Genomic DNA, 16,841 nt, shown 5'->3' on the forward strand with positions numbered 1-16,841 from the left:
CTAAGAGTGCCGGTACAGACTACGCTCAAACAGCCAGCTTAACCGCTATCTCCTGACCTCTTTTTGCCGACTCCACATATTCGCTCATCGTATCGAAACTGAGATACTTATAGATTTCAGGCGCCATGGAATCGATCTTACTGGCGTAGGCCATGTACTCTTCCATTGTTGGCAACTTACCCATGATCGCGGCAACTGCTGCCAGTTCGGCAGATGAGAGATAGACATCTGCACCACTACCAAGACGGTTCGGGAAGTTTCTGGTTGAGGTGGAGACTGCGGTTGAGCCTGCTGCGATTCTTGCCTGGTTACCCATGCAGAGTGAACAGCCTGGCATCTCTGTCCGTGCGCCAGCCCCGGCGTAGACATTATAGATACCCTCCTCCATCAGTTGAGCTTCGTCCATCTTGGTGGGGGGTGCCAGCCATAGACGGGTTGGAATGCTCTCTCCGGAGGCCTCAAGCAGTTTGGCGGTTGCCCTGAAGTGGCCGATGTTGGTCATACAGGAACCGATGAAGACCTCGTCGATCTTAGTGCCCTGGACATCTGAGAGGGTTTTCACATCGTCCGGATCATTCGGACAGGCAAGCAATGGCTCTTTGATCTGAGACATATCGATTTCGATGACCTCAGCATACTCAGCATCTACGTCAGCACGCATCAGGGTTGGATTCTCCAGCCACGCTTCCATAGCACGGGCGCGTCGTTCCAAAGTGCGAGCGTCACCATATCCGTTGTCCATCATCCAGCGCAGCATAGTGATGTTTGAACGTAAATATTCAGCCACAGACTCTTCAGAGAGTTCTATGGTACAGCCGCCGGCTGAACGCTCAGCCGAAGCGTCAGAGAGCTCGAAGGCCTGTTCTACTGTCAGGTCAGGCAACCCCTGAATCTCAAGAATACGACCGTTATAGACATTTTTCTTACCCTGCTTCTCCACTGTCAGCAGACCCCGCTGGATTGCGGCATAGGGGATGGCATTGACCAGGTCGCGCAAGGTGATGCCTGGCTGCATCTCACCGGTAAATTTCACCTGTACAGACTCTGGCATATCGAGGGGAATCACACCCAAAGCGGCACCAAAGGCGACCAGACCGGAACCGGCCGGGAAGGAGATACCCAGTGGAAATCTGGTGTGGGAATCACCGCCGGTACCCACCTGATCTGGGAGCAACATACGGTTAAGCCAGGAGTGGATAATGCCGTCACCAGGACGTAGAGAGACACCGCCACGGTTCTGGATAAAATCAGGTAGGGTGTGTTGAGTATTGATGTCCACTGGCTTGGGGTAGGCTGCGGTGTGACAGAAAGACTGCATTACCAGATCGGCACTGAAACCGAGGCAAGCCAGCTCTTTCAGCTCGTCACGGGTCATGGGGCCGGTGGTGTCCTGTGAACCTACGGTGCTCATGCGGGGTTCGCAATAGGTACCAGGACGGATACCGTCGACACCACAGGCTTTGCCGACAATCTTTTGTGCAAGGGTAAATCCTTTACTGGAGTTCTCCGGGTCTTTAGGACGGCGGAATATATCGGTCGGGCCCAATCCCAGAGCCTCGCGCGCTCGCTCGGTGAGTGAGCGACCGATAATCAGAGGAATACGTCCACCAGCCTTCACCTCATCCAGTATGACGTCGGTCTTGAGGCTGAACTCTGAGAGCAGTTCACCTGACTCTGTCTCAATTTTACCTTCATAGGGCTTGAGTACGATGACGTCACCCATGTTGAGCTGTTCCACCGGACACTCAATCGGGAGTGCGCCAGAGTCCTCCACTGTATTAAAGAAGATGGGTGCAATCTTACCACCCAGTACTACGCCACCCTGTCGCTTGTTAGGTACGAATGGGATATCAACGCCGGTTGTCCAGAGAACTGAGTTGGTCGCCGATTTACGTGAGGAGCCAGTACCTACAACATCACCCACATAGGCCACCATATGGCCCTTCTCTTTCAGCTCGTTGATCTGGGGAATAGCATCATGGATGCCTTCACGCTCATTTTTAAGCATTGCCAGAGCATGCAACGGAATATCAGGTCGCGACCAGGCATCCTGGGCTGGAGAGAGGTCATCGGTATTGGTCTCGCCGGTAACTTTGAAAACAGTCAGCTTGATCTCTTCAGCTACAGCGGGCTTACGTTTGAACCATTCGGCATCTGCCCAGGATTGCATTACCGCTTTTGCTGTGGCGCTACCTGCATCCGCCTTCTCCTTTACATCATGGAAGGCATCAAACATCAGCAGGGTAAACTTCAACTGTTCCGCAGCCAGCTCACCCAACTCACTATCATCCATCAAACCGATCAGGGGTTGAATGTTGTAGCCACCCAACATGGTGCCAAGCAGTTCTACTGCCTTGGTCTTATCTACCAATGGACTATCAGCCTCGCCATTGGCTACTGCGGCGAGGAAACCTGCCTTTACGTAGGCAGCATCATCTACACCAGGGGGTACTCGATTGGTCAGAAGGTCGAGTAAGGTCTCCTCCTCACCGGCTGGTGGATTTTTGAGCAGTTCCACCAGATCGGTGACCTGCTGAGCATCCAGTGGCAGTGGGGGAATACCCTGTTTAGCGCGTTCTTCGACGTGGTGACGATAAGTTTCGAGCATGCTGACTCTCCTGTGTTCGATGATAAGCGAGTAACTCGACTCACTCTAGTGTGGTGCGTCATACTAATCGACGATTCTAGCGAGACGCTAAGTGGTCAGCCGCTAGGCGCGTGCCGCAGGGAATGGCAGGCCCTATCCAAGGCTCGCAACGCCCCAAAGGAAGTGCCCTTGGGGTGCAACGCGGATGACCACTTAGCGTCTCGCCCGAAGGGAAGCCAGCTCAGGCCAGGATAGTGCGTTGCAATGCTTGAAAAGGGCGTGCCATTCCCTGCGCATTGCGCCTTCTCTCCTGGCCTGAGCTGGCTTCTAGAATCATCAATTAGTATGACGCACCACACTAGTACTGAGCTTATTTGAGGTAGTACGAAATATGTCAGGCAAGATAACAGACCATTTAACATACGTATAATTGATTGTTCGCATGTATTATATAATTTTTTTGCATGTTAATATCTCTAACCATTATGGACCTACAACTCCTACGCTCATTGATTGCAGTGTCTGACACCGGCTCAATCACCGAAGCTGCCGACCATATCGGCCTCACTCAACCCGCCCTCTCCCGTCGACTTCAGCAGCTGGAAGAGCACTTAGGTGCAGAACTGTTGTCACGCAGTCGCAAAGGCGCTCAGTTGACTGAAATTGGTCGCCTGGTTGAGAGTGAGGCACGCATCCTGATCGACCGCTATGACCATATGCGTGAACAGGTGCGGGCTCATCAGGGACTTGAAGGTGGCACGGTACGCATCGGTGGCGGCGCCACGGCTGTCTCCTTCCTTCTGCCCAAGGCAATTGCAGCATTTCAGCGCCCACACCCTGCAGTTAAGTTTCAACTGAAAGAGGCTGGCAGTAATGAGGTCGCAGAAGATGTATTGAACGGTCGCTTGGAGTTGGGACTGGTCACCATGCCGGTTAAGAACAGAGACCTTACTGTCTGGCCGCTATTGACTGACCGCATTGTCCTGGTGGGTCCACGACGTCATCCCCTGGTGCGCAAAGGTCGTATAACCGCGAAGGACCTGGCGGATACTTCGTTTGTTGGTTTTGAGGCAGATACAGCGGTTCGGCAGATCATTGATGCCACCCTGCGTGATGCCGGTGTGGCTATGAATGTTGTTATGGAGCTACGATCGATCCCAGCCATTCTGCGCATGGTGGCAACCACGGGCAATCTAGCCTTTGTCAGTCAACTTGGCGTGGACAGTTTGGAGGATGTGGCAGAGATTGCGGTTAAAGACCTGAAGATCGAGCGAGAACTGGCAGTCATTGCCCGACGAGGCACTTCGCTTTCCCCTGCTGCACACGCCTTCTCCAGCTTGTTGAGGGAAGTTGTGACCAGTAGCCAGTCCAAGCTGGAACATAGCCTGTAGAGCGTATTGTGCGCTCGACAGAGCCAATGATATGGGAAACAGCATGAAGCCCGATCAAATAGTATTGAACAATATCCATCCTGTAGATCCACAAAAGCCAGCTATGCTGTTAATCAGGGTGTTAGAGGGAGTAGTCTGCTAATTTGCGATTATCTAGCGCCTATTGGTGTGGCACGCCGCACTTTGCCTGCTTCACAAACATCCTGGTGAAAATCGGCATTTGTAAAGCAGTAAATTATCTGGATTAGATGAAGGAGATAGATATGAAGAGCATGAGCTGCAGACAACTGGGTGGTGCTTGTGACAAAGAATTCAGAGCAAACTCCTTTGAGGACATTGCAGAGATGAGTAAACAGCACGGCATGGAGATGTTTCAATTGAAGGATCAGGCTCACTTGGAAGCGATGAGTGTGATGCAACAGCTTATGCAGGATCCAAAAGCAATGACTGCCTGGTTTGAAAACAGAAGAAAAGAGTTTGAAGCACTGGCAGATTGTTAGCGATGTTTGATCTGATTTACTTCTCGACCACCGGCCTTTGTGACAAATGAAATCATGAAACAAACAATCTGTAATTACAGTTGAATTTTGAAAAAATTTCATGAGGCATCAATACTGCTCCATTAACTCTCAATCACCTAGAAGCAAGCATTCAAGCCCCTTTCCCTCGACTCCGGTCTATACAGACGGGAGAGGGTGAGCATCAAGGGTATGATGCAAATGATGGATATTCCCCCTCTCCCCCGGCCCCTCTCCCGCAAGGGGCGAGGGGAGTAAGATGTCCCGGTTGTATATAATGACCGCCATGCTGCACACTCTCCTCTCCTTTTGTCACTCTGTTGATTTGTAATTTTTCTGCCCCTAACCCTCTGCTCCGTTATGCTTTTTCATGTCTGAACTCTCAATCGGCAAGAGAAACCAACAACGATTAACTCGTTAACAAAATATCGTCGAAGTCAATCGGACATTAGCAGTAATGGAGCATATAGAATTGCTTCGTCTATATGATATATTAATCTTCAAATCAAAAGAGTAGTAACTGATTACACACAGAGCATAATATTAATCGAAAACCCATGAATCTATACATATACATTGATGGTTCCGACCTGGAAGAAATAGCTGATGCTATTTCATCTTCTATTAGTGATTGGCTCAGTCAATCGAAAGCTCATGCCGAGCTGATAAATCAGGTAGGCGAGCAAGATATTGACCTTCCAGATCAGCGTCTTGGGATTAACCTCAAAATATCCAAAGGCAGAGAGCTAAAAGAACCTTTAAACCTCCTCTATGGACTTGCAAAAGAGCATAAGCGAGATTTTGTCCTGGGAATTGTTAACATCGAAACCGATCTCAGAGAAGATATCTGTTACTTCGGAAATGAAGAGGGCAAGCCTGATTTCTATGAAATCAGTAGCTATCTTGGGGTGAAGGTTTAGTAGTAATTATGGTAGCTCTTAAAGTTTAACCCTACGTAGTAAAATAGTGATGCGCATTACGCTTATAAGACATGGAAAGCCAGCGTTTGAGCTTAGAGGAAATGTCCCAGCCAAGGCGTTAAGAGAGATCGCCAAGTCATACGATCTATCGGGAATAGTAGGCACTCCTCCAAAAGAGGCAATTTCTGCCGTGAAGGGGAATCACTTCGTTGTGTGTAGCCATCTGTTACGCTCAATTGAATCTGCTAAGAGTCTTGGCTATGGCGAAGAATGCGTAGAAGAACCCCTTTTCTGTGAAACAGCCATACCACACTTCAATAGCGGCCGTATTACACTACCAATCGGTGTTTGGGTTGTTATATTAAGAGTGCTTTGGCTATTTGGCTTTTCAAGGAATGGAGAATCCCTGGCGAACCTAAAGCTTCGTGCAAGGCAGGCGGCTGTAAAGCTGATCAAGTTGCAGAAGAACATCAAAATGTTCTGCTTGTAGGTCATGGATTTATAAATCACTTCATCGCTAAAGAGTTGCGAAAAAAAGGTTGGTTTGGCCCATTGAAGCCAGGCAAAGCATATTGGGAATATGCTATTTATGAAGATACACCTAAATAACAGATCCCTTCATGCAACATTCTGCAAAACAAGATACCGTTCTCCGTAAACACTGAAAGAGCGCTAGAGAAGAGTAGTATACTTTATGCCCTCTGTTACTTTTTCAAATAAGCCTTCCAGCCTCTAAGCTCGGTTATCTCTTCTGCTTCTGGGATTGCATAAGGCTCACATATAAAGCCACTGGCAACTGATCCGTCTGACAATCTCACCTTGCCAATACCAAGAGGTGCAGGAACCCCATCCACAAAGCTGCCAAACTGGCTGGACGGCATGGACCAGACTTCAACCTCAATAGCCTCACCATGTTGCTCATCCAATATCAATCCAGGACGTTTTGGTGGTCCACCTGCCAACGCATACATCCTGTAAACAGGTGCAGTTTTGGTTTTTGATTTCAGGGTTGAACCACGCTCGGTCAGTTGCCAATTAAGAGGAAGACCATGCAGATGAGCACCACAAACCACAACATCAATGCTATCTGTGCAACCCACTTCATCTATCTTAGAAGAGTCAATATCAAACTCTGACGCGCCAACCTTCAAACCACAACTTTTATGCAACCGATTGGCAATCGATAGTAGTGCCCGGTCAGCGAATGCAGACCCTACCAGGGTAATACCAAAGGGTATACCATCAGATGTTATCTGAGTTGGAACGGCAATAGATGATAAATCCAATAGATTCATGAAATTGGTGTAGTAACCAAGCTGACTGTTCCGCAGGATGGGTTCATCCAACATCTGCTCTATTGTAAAACAGGTGCCTGCTGTGGGGGTAAGCAGGCAATCAACACCTGCCAATTGCTTATCACAGATCTTTTTTAATGCATTCAGACGATATTGAGCCTTAAACAGATCTGTTGCCTTGAGTGATCTGCCTGGGGCAATAATCTCCCTAACCACAGGGAAGATCGACTCTGGACTCTCATCAATAAGGGGCTGTGTAGCGATATACCGCTCTGCCACCCATGGTCCTTCATAGAGTAACTTTGCCGCTTCATCAAAGGGCTGGTAATCTATTTCCACAATCTCAACCCCATGCTTTGCAAGCTGCTCAAGGGTTGTTTGGTATGCCTGTTGGTAAACAGGATCATTGAAGAAGTTCAACTGCTTGTCAGGTATGACCCCTACTTTTATACTCCCTCTCCTCTCTCCAAAGCTGCGTTTCTGGTTGTGAAAGGGGTTGCTGCGACTGTATGCATCTTCAGGGTCATAACCTTCTGCCATTGAGAGCACCAGATTCGCATCAACAGTGTCATAGGCAAAGATTGTTATACAGTCCAGACTTTTACAAGCAGGAACCAAACCATTGGCTGAGAGTAACCCCCTTGTTGGTTTGAGACCGATAAGGTTATTGAAACATGCAGGAACCCGCCCTGAACCTGCGGTATCTGTACCAAGACTGAAACTGGCCAAACCCAATGCAACTGCAACAGCTGACCCAGAACTGGAACCACCGCTGATATACTCTGGATTAAAGGCATTTTTACACGCTCCCCAGGGGGAACGAGTGCCGTTTAAACCGGTTGCAAACTGATCCAGATTTGTTTTTCCCACAGGTACAGCACCAGCCTCTATTAATCGATCAATGACTGTTGCTGACGCTTCAGGTGTATAGGCAAATGCCTCACAGGCCGCTGTGGTAGGTATAGACTCCAGGTCAATATTATCTTTGATTGCGAATGGAATGCCCCAAAGAGGTGACTCATCAGGGTTCATCTGTTGCAACCCAAGCAGGTATTTACTCTGCTCTTCCTCACTCAGAAGATGAATCCAGATATTATGATCTGTGTATTTCTCTGCTCGCTTACGTATATCAGACAACACCTGCTGAGGTGTCAATGAACCCTCTGCGTAGGCTGAACGTAATGAAGCGATGGTCATATTGTATGGAAATTGTGTACTCATCCTGCTTCAGACCTCTTCTAGTACAACAAGCGCCTGCCCTGCGCCGACTCGCTGCCCATTTTCCAGAAGTAGATGGGTAACTCTACTCTCCACTGAAGCATATACAGGAATCTCCATCTTCATTGATTCCAAAATCATCAGGCACTCTCCTGCTTTGACTTGCTGACCAACCTCTACCTCTGTCTGCCAGACACTTCCGGTGATGGGACTATCTATCACCAGACTCTCTTCTGGCCAGTCCCTTTCGGTGAGCTGTTCATCATCTTCAATCGTCTCATAATTGAATTGCCCATTTGCATGCCAGTTCTTCAATTCATTATTGAAGGCTTGCTCTCTTTGCGTGCGAAAGGAGTCGATCTCTGTGTCGTGCTCTTTGAGAAAATCTTCATACTCCGACAGGCTAAAACTGCTCTCCTCAATTTTTATTGGATATCTCCCTTGAGGAAAATCCTTGCGTATTCGGGTCAGTTGATCATGAGTCACCTCATAAAATTTAATCTGATCGAAGAACCTCAACAACCAGGGTTTATTGAATACCTCTGTCTGGCGATATCGATTCCACATCTGTAACGTCCTGCCCACAAACTGATATCCTCCCGGCCCCTCCATGCCATAGACACAGAGATATGAGCCACCGATACCGACTGAATTTTCAGCCGTCCAGGTGCGAGCAGGATTATATTTTGTTGTTACCAATCGATGCCGGGGATCAATAGGGGTGGCAACGGGTGCACCCAGGTAGACATCTCCCAAACCCATAACCAGGTAGGAAGCATCGAATACGATCTGTTTAACCTCATCTATCCCTTTCAACCCATTGATGCGTCGTATGAACTCAAGATTACTTGGACACCAGGGTGCATTTTTTCGAACCGATTGCTCATACTTTTCGATCGCCAATTGGCAAGCCTGGTCATCCCAGGAGAGGGGTATGTGAACTACTCTTGAAGGCACTTGGAGTTCATCTATCTGGCTAATGAGTGCCTTCTCACCTGCCTTGAGATGTCTCAGGAGTGCTTTGTAACTGAGAACCTGACTATCGTAGTGAACCTGAAGGGAGCGTATACCCGGAGTCAGTTCTTGCAGTCCCTCCAATCGGTTTTTTTGCAACCACTGCATCAAGGCATGAGCACGAAAACGCAATGCAATATCCAATACCTGATTACCATATTCCACTAACATGAAGTGATCGCCTGATGCTCTGTAGACCACATCAACACCATAATCTGCTCTATCCAGCCGATCCAGAATGGGGGTTTTGATCTCTGCTGATTCGTATTCGTTTGGTTGAGGCTGTAATTGTTTGATAGATGATATCTGCTGCTGCTCAAGGGCAACTGCTGTTTCCAGACTTACTGAAACAAACCTGACCTTATCACCTGCCCGCAACTGTCCCAACTTCCAGAGATCAGCCTGAATAACCGTCGCAGGACAGACAAAGCCACCGAGAGATGGACCATCTGGGCCCAGTATCACCGGCATGTCTCCTGTGAAATCTACGGTTCCGAATGCATAGGCGTTATCATGAATATTGGATGGATGTAACCCGGCCTCTCCACCATCATTACGGGCCCACTCTGGTTTTGGCCCGATCAAACGAATGCCTGTACGGCTGGAGTTGTAGTGCACTTCCCACTGATGTAAAAAAAAGGATTCAATATCCGCTTCTGTGAAAAAGTCTGGCGCACCATGCGGACCGTAGACCACACGAAGCTCCCAGTTATGAACTATTTTTGGTCTGACCTCTTCGTCTAGAGTGTCTACTGACGTCAGTGTCTTGGAATCAGGTAATTTAAGAACATCCCCTGCTCGCAACCCACGACCATTGTGACCGCCAAACTGACCCAGTGTAAAAGTTGATTTTGAAGCCAGGTATTCAGGGCATACAACTCCTCCCTGAATTGCCAGGTAACTTCTTGCACCCTGATTTTTGATGCGTCCTATTTTAAGTGTTTGTCCTGCAAGTAGAGTAACAACAGACCACATCTCGATGGCTTGCCCTTCAACCTCAGCTTCGATATCTGCACCGGTCAGAGCAATTTGTCTATCACTGCTGAACTTTAAGGTCGGGCCCTGCATAGTGATTTCCAAGCCTGCGGCCTCTTCATCATTACCTACAAGCCGGTTTGCCAATTGAAAAGAGTAGTTATCGAATGGCCCGGATGGTGGCACGCCAACATCCCAGTAGCCCTGACGCGCCGGATAGTCCTGTATGGTGGTTTGTGTTCCACCCTGCACCACCTCTATACGAGTCGGTGTATAGCTGAAATCGTTGAGATATCGTGTAGTCACTTCACCAGATAACAAGAGCGGATCACAACTTAGTGCTGTCAGATAGTCGAGATTGGTTTCACTACCATATAGGCGGATAGACTTCAGGGTTGAGTTTAATTTAGCAAAGGCTTTGTCGCGATTATCTGAATGGATGATAACTTTAGCCAACATCGGGTCGAAATAGGGTGGGACTTCGATACCTGATTCAATCCAGTGATCTATTCTGATATCCCCGTCCTGTGGAAAATAGACATCAGTCAACAATCCTGGGCAGGGTTGAAATTCCCGATAGGGATCTTCTGCATAGATTCTGACCTGAACCGCATGTCCATCTGCTGATAAGGTCTCTCTTTTAGTATCAAGCTCGACAGACTCACCTGCAGCCAGTTTAATCATCCACTCTACCAGGTCGACCTGGTAAACCTCTTCAGTAACACCATGCTCTACCTGCAGGCGGGTATTGACTTCAAGAAAGTAGAAATCTTCTGTTGCAGCATCATAGATAAACTCCACTGTGCCTGCATTCCGATAGGCAACACTGGATAACAATGATTCAGCAGTTTGATGGAGTTGTTTTCGTGTTGACTCGGCAAGATTTGGTGCAGGACACTCCTCGACAACCTTCTGATGACGCCGTTGACTTGAACAATCTCGTTCACCTATAGCCAACGCGCCGCCCTTGCCATCACCAAACACCTGAACCTCTATATGCCTTGCCCTGGCGATGAATTTCTCGATGAAGACGCCGTCATCGGCAAAGTTATTGGCACCAAGTCGTTTCACCGAATCAAAAGCAGCAATCACCTCATCTTGAGCGTGGCACAGTTGCATACCGATACCGCCACCACCAGCGGTACTCTTGAGCATAACCGGATAGCCAATCTGTTCAGCAGCTTGGAGCGCCTCATCGAGATCCTTTAGAAGGTCTGTTCCCGGAGTCAGAGGAACAGCCGCTTGTTCGGCCAGTGCTCTGGCTTTATGTTTAAGCCCAAAGGTCTCCATCTGCTCTGGTGTTGGGCCGATAAATACAATACCCTCAGCTTCGCAACGCCTGACAAATGAAGCATTCTCACTCAGAAAACCATACCCAGGGTGAATCGCTTCAGCGCCACTCTTTTTTGCGATGGCGATGATTTTATCGATATCGAGGTAGGTGTCAGACGCCCCCCCTTCCCCCAAACAGTAGGCTTCATCAGCGTGGCGAACATGAAGGCTGTCTGCATCGCTCTCAGCGTATACAGCCACTGATGAGATGTTCAGTGTTTTCAGTGTACGGATAATTCGTGTAGCAATGGCCCCACGGTTCGCAATGAGAAGTTTGCAAAACATGCTTACCTTGGCCGGGTCGTCCCGGTAATAAAATCATCAGAGGTCGTCCACTGATGTGTCGAATAATAAATTTAAAAAATAGAGTTAGTTTTAAAACTTGATGTTACTCATACTAGTCAGCAGCCCAGACCAGACACTCGATAGGCGTTGGGTTATATCCATTACAAGGGTTATTCAGCTGTGGACAGTTCGACAGCAGCACAACCACATCCATTTCAGCGCGAAGTTCAACATATTTACCAGGCGCAGAGATACCATCTTCAAAGGTCAGTCCACCCTCTGGGGTAACTGGTACATTCATAAAGAAATTGATGTTATGCGTGATATCACGTTTACTGATTCCATACTCTGGATGTTCAGCAATCGCCAGCATCCAGCTGTCACGGCAGGCATGCATACAACGTTTTTCAAGATCGTATCTGACAGTATTACTCTCTGTCGCGCAGGCGCCACCCAGGGTATCGTGCCGGCCACAGGTATCAGCCACCACTTCCAACATGACACTATTCTCATTCGAACGCAGCTTGGAACCGGTAGTGAGATAGACATTGCCCTGCTCTCTGATTGTATCCATGGCACTGTAACGCTCTGCAGGGTTATCTGAGCAATAGAACAGAGTATCTGCTGCCTGGTTTCCTTCAAGATCGAGAATGCGGATGGTTTCACCTGCTTTCAGGAGACTTATGTAGTAGTCACCCGCTCTGACAACGGCTCTCTCTATTGCCTGCTCAGGCTGTAATTTTGATTCTTTGATCATGAGCTATACTCCCAGCCCGATGTGATAGAGCTTGTTGTTCTGGAAGCCTCTGGCATTTTCAGCTCTGAAAAGCTTGCAGTAGTCATCATCGGTTAGCGGTTGAGCGACACCCAGCTCGATCTGAACATTACTCTCCGGATAGGCTTCTGAAATGTTCATCGGATGGGGACAGGTATGGAGTAGAACAAGGGTGTCCATCTCAAAACGAAGTGTAACCTGATCACCAACCTGACTGTGGTTTTGCACTAACTCAAGTGAGCCTTCGCCATCTACTCTCACCTTACTGAACCAGTTGATGTTGGCAGCGAGATCAGCAGCATTCAGGCCATATTTGGCCAGTTCCACTAAAAATGCATCATGGCCATTCTGATGCCAATCGTTGCGGTCATTCTGGTAATCCCTGGCGCCCCATTTAGACTCAACGTGACTGGCATGGGAATTACCAGATACGGTTTCATGCCAACCAAGCGTGTCATTCACAATAGAGGCAAAGATACGTCCCATATCTGAGTAGAGGCAATTCCCTTTGGTTAACTTGAAAGTGTGCTGACACTTCAAGGTATCTGGGGCATTGTATCGTTCAAGCAGATTTTCAGGGTTATAAAATAGCATTCCAACATTTGCACCACCTTTCAGGTCAGTTATTCGCATTATGCTGCCGCGACGCACGCGAAGTGACCAGTGGGCAGCCGTTGGAATTTCTGTTTGATAGTCAATAGAACTGATTATCTCGTTCATTTCTTAGTCCGCTTTTATCTCCAATTGGGCAGGCACTGGTCTGATATCGTCATCAATTTTTTCATACAGCGACTTATCCATATGCCCGACAGGTAGATCGTAAGTGATACCTGCGCCATATCGATTTGGTGCCTGTGGATCATGTCTTAGTTTATCGAACACCCATAGGCGGGTTCCAAGATAGAAACCCTCTTTCAGATCATGGGTGACCATGAAAACGGTCAGCTTATGTTCGCGCCAGAGGTCTAAAACCAACTCCTGCATATCCGCCCTGATGCCAGGATCAAGCGCGCCAAAGGACTCGTCCAAAAGGAGAATACGTGGCTTTCCCAGCAATGCCTGGGCAATCGCCAATCGCTGCCTCATACCACCGGATAACTCATGAGGATATTTACCCAGTGCGTGGTTTAGCCCCACCTGTTCAATGATCGATTCAGCTTCTTTACGCGCTGCAGCCTTGCTGGAACCAAACAGGTATCCGGTTATGCCTTTACGTTGAAAGCCACGAGTGGCCATGACGTTTTCGAGCACTGTCATATGCGGGAAGACGGAGTATTGTTGAAAAACAATACCTCGATCCGGACCAGCCTCTGCCGGTATAGGTTTTCCATCCAGCAGAATCTCGCCTTTGGTTGGTTGCTCTGTCCCCAGCAACATGCTCAGGAAGGTACTCTTACCACAGCCGGAAGCTCCTACCAGGGTAACAAACTCCCCTTCATTCACAGAGATATTGAGTCGTTCTAAAACAATATTGTCCCCATACTGCTTCCAGAGATTCTTTACCTGAATCATTGGTGAATCAGCACTCTCGCTTGTACTCATGACTTACCCCCTTGTATATACCAAGGAAATAGTTTATGACTCGTTTTCCGCAATGACATATCGATCAAAAATGCCAGCACCGTAATCCAGGCGACATAGGGTAAAATCACATCCATTGCCATATAGCGCCGAACGAGAAAGATTCGATAACCGAGCCCATCCGTTGCCGCCACAGCTTCTGCCGCAATCAAAAAAAGCCAGCCTGCGCCTAAAGAGAGTCGAACTGCATCCAATAGTTTAGGCATGATCTGGGGCAGCAGAACACGAATCATAATCTGTGATGTATTCGCCCCCAATGACTGAGCTTTGACCAGTTGCTCTATTGGAATCTCTTCGGTTCTTCTCTGTATGTCCCTGGCGATAAATGGTGTGATGCCTATCGCGATTAAAACCACCTTCGATACCTCACCCAAGCCAAAGACAATAAATAGAATGGGTAATATGGCCAATGGAGGAATCAGGGAAATAACTGTCAATAACGGTGAAAGAGAGGCCGTGAGCATCGGTAGTGCACCGGTTACCAAGCCAATAAGCAACCCAAGTGATGCCGCAATAAGCAGCCCAAGACCCAGACGAGTCAGGCTACTTGTTGTATCTTTCCAGAACAGATATTCGCCTGATCGCTTACTGGGCTCAAATGCCATTCGCTCCAAACCATCAGCAATCTGGCTCATGCTTGGTAACAATTTGTCATTTGGATTGAGCTCCAGTCTTGCATCTGAGCCAACCACATAGAAGATGATCAGTAGAACAAAGGGTGCTAATCCTAAAAACAACTTGAGTGTTTTGTTTGGATGCTGGTTAATGAATTTCTTCATGAAGATTCCCGGTGTTGTTCACAACAGCCTAAACAAAAGCGCAGTTGTTCTGTAGGGATAGCAATTGCTTTTTTAATTCAGAGAGTTTGGCTTTGTTCGATGCACCTGCCCTACAAAGCTGACACAACGGTCAGCCATGGATAGAGCAGATGCCATTCGAACTTTAAAGCTTGCCTTCAGCAGCCATACTCATATAGGTAGGATCGAAGCGGAATTTTATATTTCCTTTATCCCCATATGTACCGGCAGGCATTTCAATACCGATAAAGCCCGCATCGGGAGCACCATCACCGAGCAACCCATGATCAAATGAGAACTTAGCGACGTGGGTCATGGTTGTCACCAAGTCTTGACTATTGGTCAGTGCCAGTGCCGCTTTTGGTGTGTAGAACATCTCTGTACTTGCCAGCTGTGCATCATATCCAGCCAGATCAGTACCGGAAGCTGCGGCCATATGAGTTTTTGCAGCAGTGGCTGCAGAGTCGGAACCACTCATAACTCCCATAATCTCATACCAAGCTCCTACAAGGGCTTTACCCAATTTTGGGTTCGCCTTAAGAGTCTCTGTATTAATTACAAGCAGATCGATGATTTCACCAGGGATCATTGAGGAATCGAAGACTTTGGTGCTGTTGGGCATACTCACGATTTCACTTAAAAGCGGGTTCCAGGTTGATACTGCAGTGACATCATCAGTACCATAAATCGCTACCATATCTGCATCGGAGGTATTTATAACGGTTAGATCCCTCTCACTTAATTTCACACTCTCAAGTGCGCGGGCCAGCAGATAGTGAGAGACACTCAGCTCAACCAGATTAACGCTCTGACCCTTGATATCAGCCAAAGCACTTTTCCCTTTAAGAACGATGCCATCATTACCATTCGAGAAATCACCGACAACAAGTGCAGTGCTATCTACACCACCAGCCGCAGGTATGGTCAAGGCATCCATATTGGTCATGGTGCAGGCATCAAATCCACCTGCTGTGTATTGATTGATTGACTCGATATAGTCATTGATCTGTACAACTTCGATATCAATACCGTACTTATCTCCCCATTTTTTAACGATGCCCTGATCAGCACCATAGGCCCAGGGCATCCAGCCAACATAGATCGACCAGCACACCTTAAATGGGTCTGCTGCATGCGCCATAGGGCTAAGAGAAAGTGCGAGAATTAAAGCGGCAATACGTTTCATTAAGAACCTCTCAGTTACATCAGATCGACACGGAGCACCCTTGGCATTTCAGACCAAGCTTGTCTCCCGGGCTTTTATCCCGCCGTGTAACCTTTACCCTGTAGTGAGAGGGGGAGGTCGAATGCTCTCGGACCAGTCATCAAAGTTCATCAACTCTAGTGAATTGCTGAACTTGATCGGAACCCTAGCGTTCTATTTAAAATAAATTGTATGTCCTGAAAATCAAGGGCACGGACATGACTATCAAAGCAATACCCAGGCCAATCCATTTAATTCTTTATAATTCAATAGATTAGAAAATCAACGCTCTCTATGCATCCAATAAAGTCATCGTCTATCGAAACACGATGGTGCAAACCAGCCGCCGAACGCACCATAAATATGCACAGGCCCGGCTTGAATTGCACAGTTATTATTAAGGGCATCTCTATCAATTGCTTGCCCCATAAGCTTGAGATCTGACAGCAATGATTCAGAAACGGGTCATTGAGGTCTAGGGGATATGCGACCGATCCTATAATCTGCGTAGTGTGGGACTGGGCCCCACCATCAACATAATTGCCAAGATCGAACAGCAAGGTAGCCTGGATGAAGTGCAACGGAATCCGGGATGATTGGTGCACTGTTCTCCCGGATTCCGTTGCACTTCATCCAGGCTACAGGCTTTTGGTGGGGCATGGCCCCACCCTACGCGATGTGTAAGGTTTTGCCCTCGTTCCCAATCTCTGAAAAGTGACTCGCCCAGATGGACGAAACAGTAGCTTGATAACTTGATGAAAATAGAGAGAGGGGACTAGCTTTAATGCATAACACTTAAATGGATAGTACCGTAGGGTGGGGCCAGGCCCCACCAGATAAGGTGAAAAACAGAATAAAGCTGGTTCTCTAGTCATTCAAGTTCTAGCCCAACCACCCACTTGAGCGGGCCTCTATCGCTATTTGGTGGGGCATGGCCCCACCCTACACG

Annotated in this window: 12 protein-coding genes and 1 riboswitch; of the genes, 4 read left to right on the top strand and 8 right to left on the bottom strand. The window is 48.0% G+C overall.

Features of this window, described 5'->3' with window-relative positions:
* Positions 1–25: 25 nt before the first annotated feature.
* The gene (acnB, locus tag AC4IFB_RS09780) at positions 26–2,608 is read right to left on the bottom strand and encodes a bifunctional aconitate hydratase 2/2-methylisocitrate dehydratase (protein ID WP_490780056.1); all 2,583 of its coding nucleotides are present in this window, start codon (positions 2,606–2,608) and stop codon (positions 26–28) included.
* Between the two features lie 464 nt (positions 2,609–3,072).
* On the opposite strand from acnB, the gene AC4IFB_RS09785 reads away from it, so the two are divergent.
* The 4 genes from AC4IFB_RS09785 (at position 3,073) to AC4IFB_RS09800 (ending at position 6,025) form a co-directional block, all read left to right on the top strand.
* Positions 3,073–3,978, top strand: coding sequence for a LysR substrate-binding domain-containing protein (locus AC4IFB_RS09785; RefSeq protein WP_490780057.1), 906 nt, complete (start codon positions 3,073–3,075; stop codon positions 3,976–3,978).
* Between the two features lie 263 nt (positions 3,979–4,241).
* On the top strand, positions 4,242–4,478 hold the full coding sequence (locus AC4IFB_RS09790) for a hypothetical protein (protein WP_490780058.1): 237 nt from the start codon (positions 4,242–4,244) through the stop codon (positions 4,476–4,478).
* Positions 4,479–5,053: 575 nt separating this feature from the next.
* Positions 5,054–5,416 (top strand): hypothetical protein, encoded by a 363-nt coding sequence (locus AC4IFB_RS09795; protein ID WP_490776297.1) that lies wholly within the window; start codon positions 5,054–5,056, stop codon positions 5,414–5,416.
* Between the two features lie 372 nt (positions 5,417–5,788).
* Entirely contained in the window at positions 5,789–6,025 is a 237-nt protein-coding gene (locus AC4IFB_RS09800; protein WP_490780059.1) for a hypothetical protein, read from the top strand.
* A gap of 95 nt (positions 6,026–6,120) precedes the next feature.
* Here AC4IFB_RS09800 and atzF read toward each other — a convergent pair whose 3' ends face one another.
* The 7 genes from atzF to AC4IFB_RS09835 all read right to left on the bottom strand — a co-directional run bounded on the left by atzF (position 6,121) and on the right by AC4IFB_RS09835 (position 15,874).
* Positions 6,121–7,932 carry an allophanate hydrolase gene (gene atzF / locus AC4IFB_RS09805; protein ID WP_490780060.1) on the bottom strand — a complete coding sequence of 604 codons (1,812 nt, stop codon included), beginning with the start codon at positions 7,930–7,932 and terminating at the stop codon, positions 6,121–6,123.
* 6 nt (positions 7,933–7,938) lie between these two features.
* Positions 7,939–11,535: an urea carboxylase gene (uca, locus tag AC4IFB_RS09810; RefSeq protein WP_490780061.1), complete on the bottom strand. Its 3,597-nt coding sequence runs from the start codon at positions 11,533–11,535 to the stop codon at positions 7,939–7,941.
* A 112-nt stretch (positions 11,536–11,647) separates the two neighbouring features.
* On the bottom strand, positions 11,648–12,292 hold the full coding sequence (locus tag AC4IFB_RS09815) for an urea amidolyase associated protein UAAP2 (RefSeq protein ID WP_490776301.1): 645 nt from the start codon (positions 12,290–12,292) through the stop codon (positions 11,648–11,650).
* 3 nt (positions 12,293–12,295) lie between these two features.
* Entirely contained in the window at positions 12,296–13,030 is a 735-nt protein-coding gene (locus AC4IFB_RS09820) for an urea amidolyase associated protein UAAP1 (protein ID WP_490780062.1), read from the bottom strand.
* A 3-nt stretch (positions 13,031–13,033) separates the two neighbouring features.
* A complete protein-coding gene (locus AC4IFB_RS09825) occupies positions 13,034–13,852 on the bottom strand; it encodes an ABC transporter ATP-binding protein (protein WP_490780063.1) in 819 nt (272 codons plus the stop codon).
* The gene (locus AC4IFB_RS09830; protein WP_490780064.1) at positions 13,849–14,670 is read right to left on the bottom strand and encodes an ABC transporter permease; all 822 of its coding nucleotides are present in this window, start codon (positions 14,668–14,670) and stop codon (positions 13,849–13,851) included. The genes AC4IFB_RS09825 and AC4IFB_RS09830 overlap by 4 nt, the downstream gene beginning before the upstream one ends.
* Positions 14,671–14,833: 163 nt before the next feature.
* Positions 14,834–15,874, bottom strand: a complete 1,041-nt coding sequence (locus AC4IFB_RS09835; RefSeq protein ID WP_490776305.1) for a putative urea ABC transporter substrate-binding protein — start codon at positions 15,872–15,874, stop codon at positions 14,834–14,836.
* Between the two features lie 61 nt (positions 15,875–15,935).
* Positions 15,936–16,073: riboswitch (guanidine-I (ykkC/yxkD leader) on the bottom strand.
* Positions 16,074–16,841 lie beyond the last annotated feature (768 nt).

The organism is Candidatus Thiodiazotropha sp. AKIB8 (assembly GCF_058244675.1).

What these genes read in the sequence shown, in the direction of transcription:
- acnB (WP_490780056.1), bottom strand. Translation starts at nt 2,608, where the DNA reads ATGCTCGAAACTTATCGTCACCACGTCGAAGAACGCGCTAAACAGGGT.
- AC4IFB_RS09785 (WP_490780057.1), top strand. Translation starts at nt 3,073, where the DNA reads ATGGACCTACAACTCCTACGCTCATTGATTGCAGTGTCTGACACCGGC.
- AC4IFB_RS09790 (WP_490780058.1), top strand. Translation starts at nt 4,242, where the DNA reads ATGAAGAGCATGAGCTGCAGACAACTGGGTGGTGCTTGTGACAAAGAA.
- AC4IFB_RS09795 (WP_490776297.1), top strand. Translation starts at nt 5,054, where the DNA reads ATGAATCTATACATATACATTGATGGTTCCGACCTGGAAGAAATAGCT.
- atzF (WP_490780060.1), bottom strand. Translation starts at nt 7,932, where the DNA reads ATGAGTACACAATTTCCATACAATATGACCATCGCTTCATTACGTTCA.
- uca (WP_490780061.1), bottom strand. Translation starts at nt 11,535, where the DNA reads ATGTTTTGCAAACTTCTCATTGCGAACCGTGGGGCCATTGCTACACGA.
- AC4IFB_RS09815 (WP_490776301.1), bottom strand. Translation starts at nt 12,292, where the DNA reads ATGATCAAAGAATCAAAATTACAGCCTGAGCAGGCAATAGAGAGAGCC.
- AC4IFB_RS09820 (WP_490780062.1), bottom strand. Translation starts at nt 13,030, where the DNA reads ATGAACGAGATAATCAGTTCTATTGACTATCAAACAGAAATTCCAACG.
- AC4IFB_RS09825 (WP_490780063.1), bottom strand. Translation starts at nt 13,852, where the DNA reads ATGAGTACAAGCGAGAGTGCTGATTCACCAATGATTCAGGTAAAGAAT.
- AC4IFB_RS09830 (WP_490780064.1), bottom strand. Translation starts at nt 14,670, where the DNA reads ATGAAGAAATTCATTAACCAGCATCCAAACAAAACACTCAAGTTGTTT.
- AC4IFB_RS09835 (WP_490776305.1), bottom strand. Translation starts at nt 15,874, where the DNA reads ATGAAACGTATTGCCGCTTTAATTCTCGCACTTTCTCTTAGCCCTATG.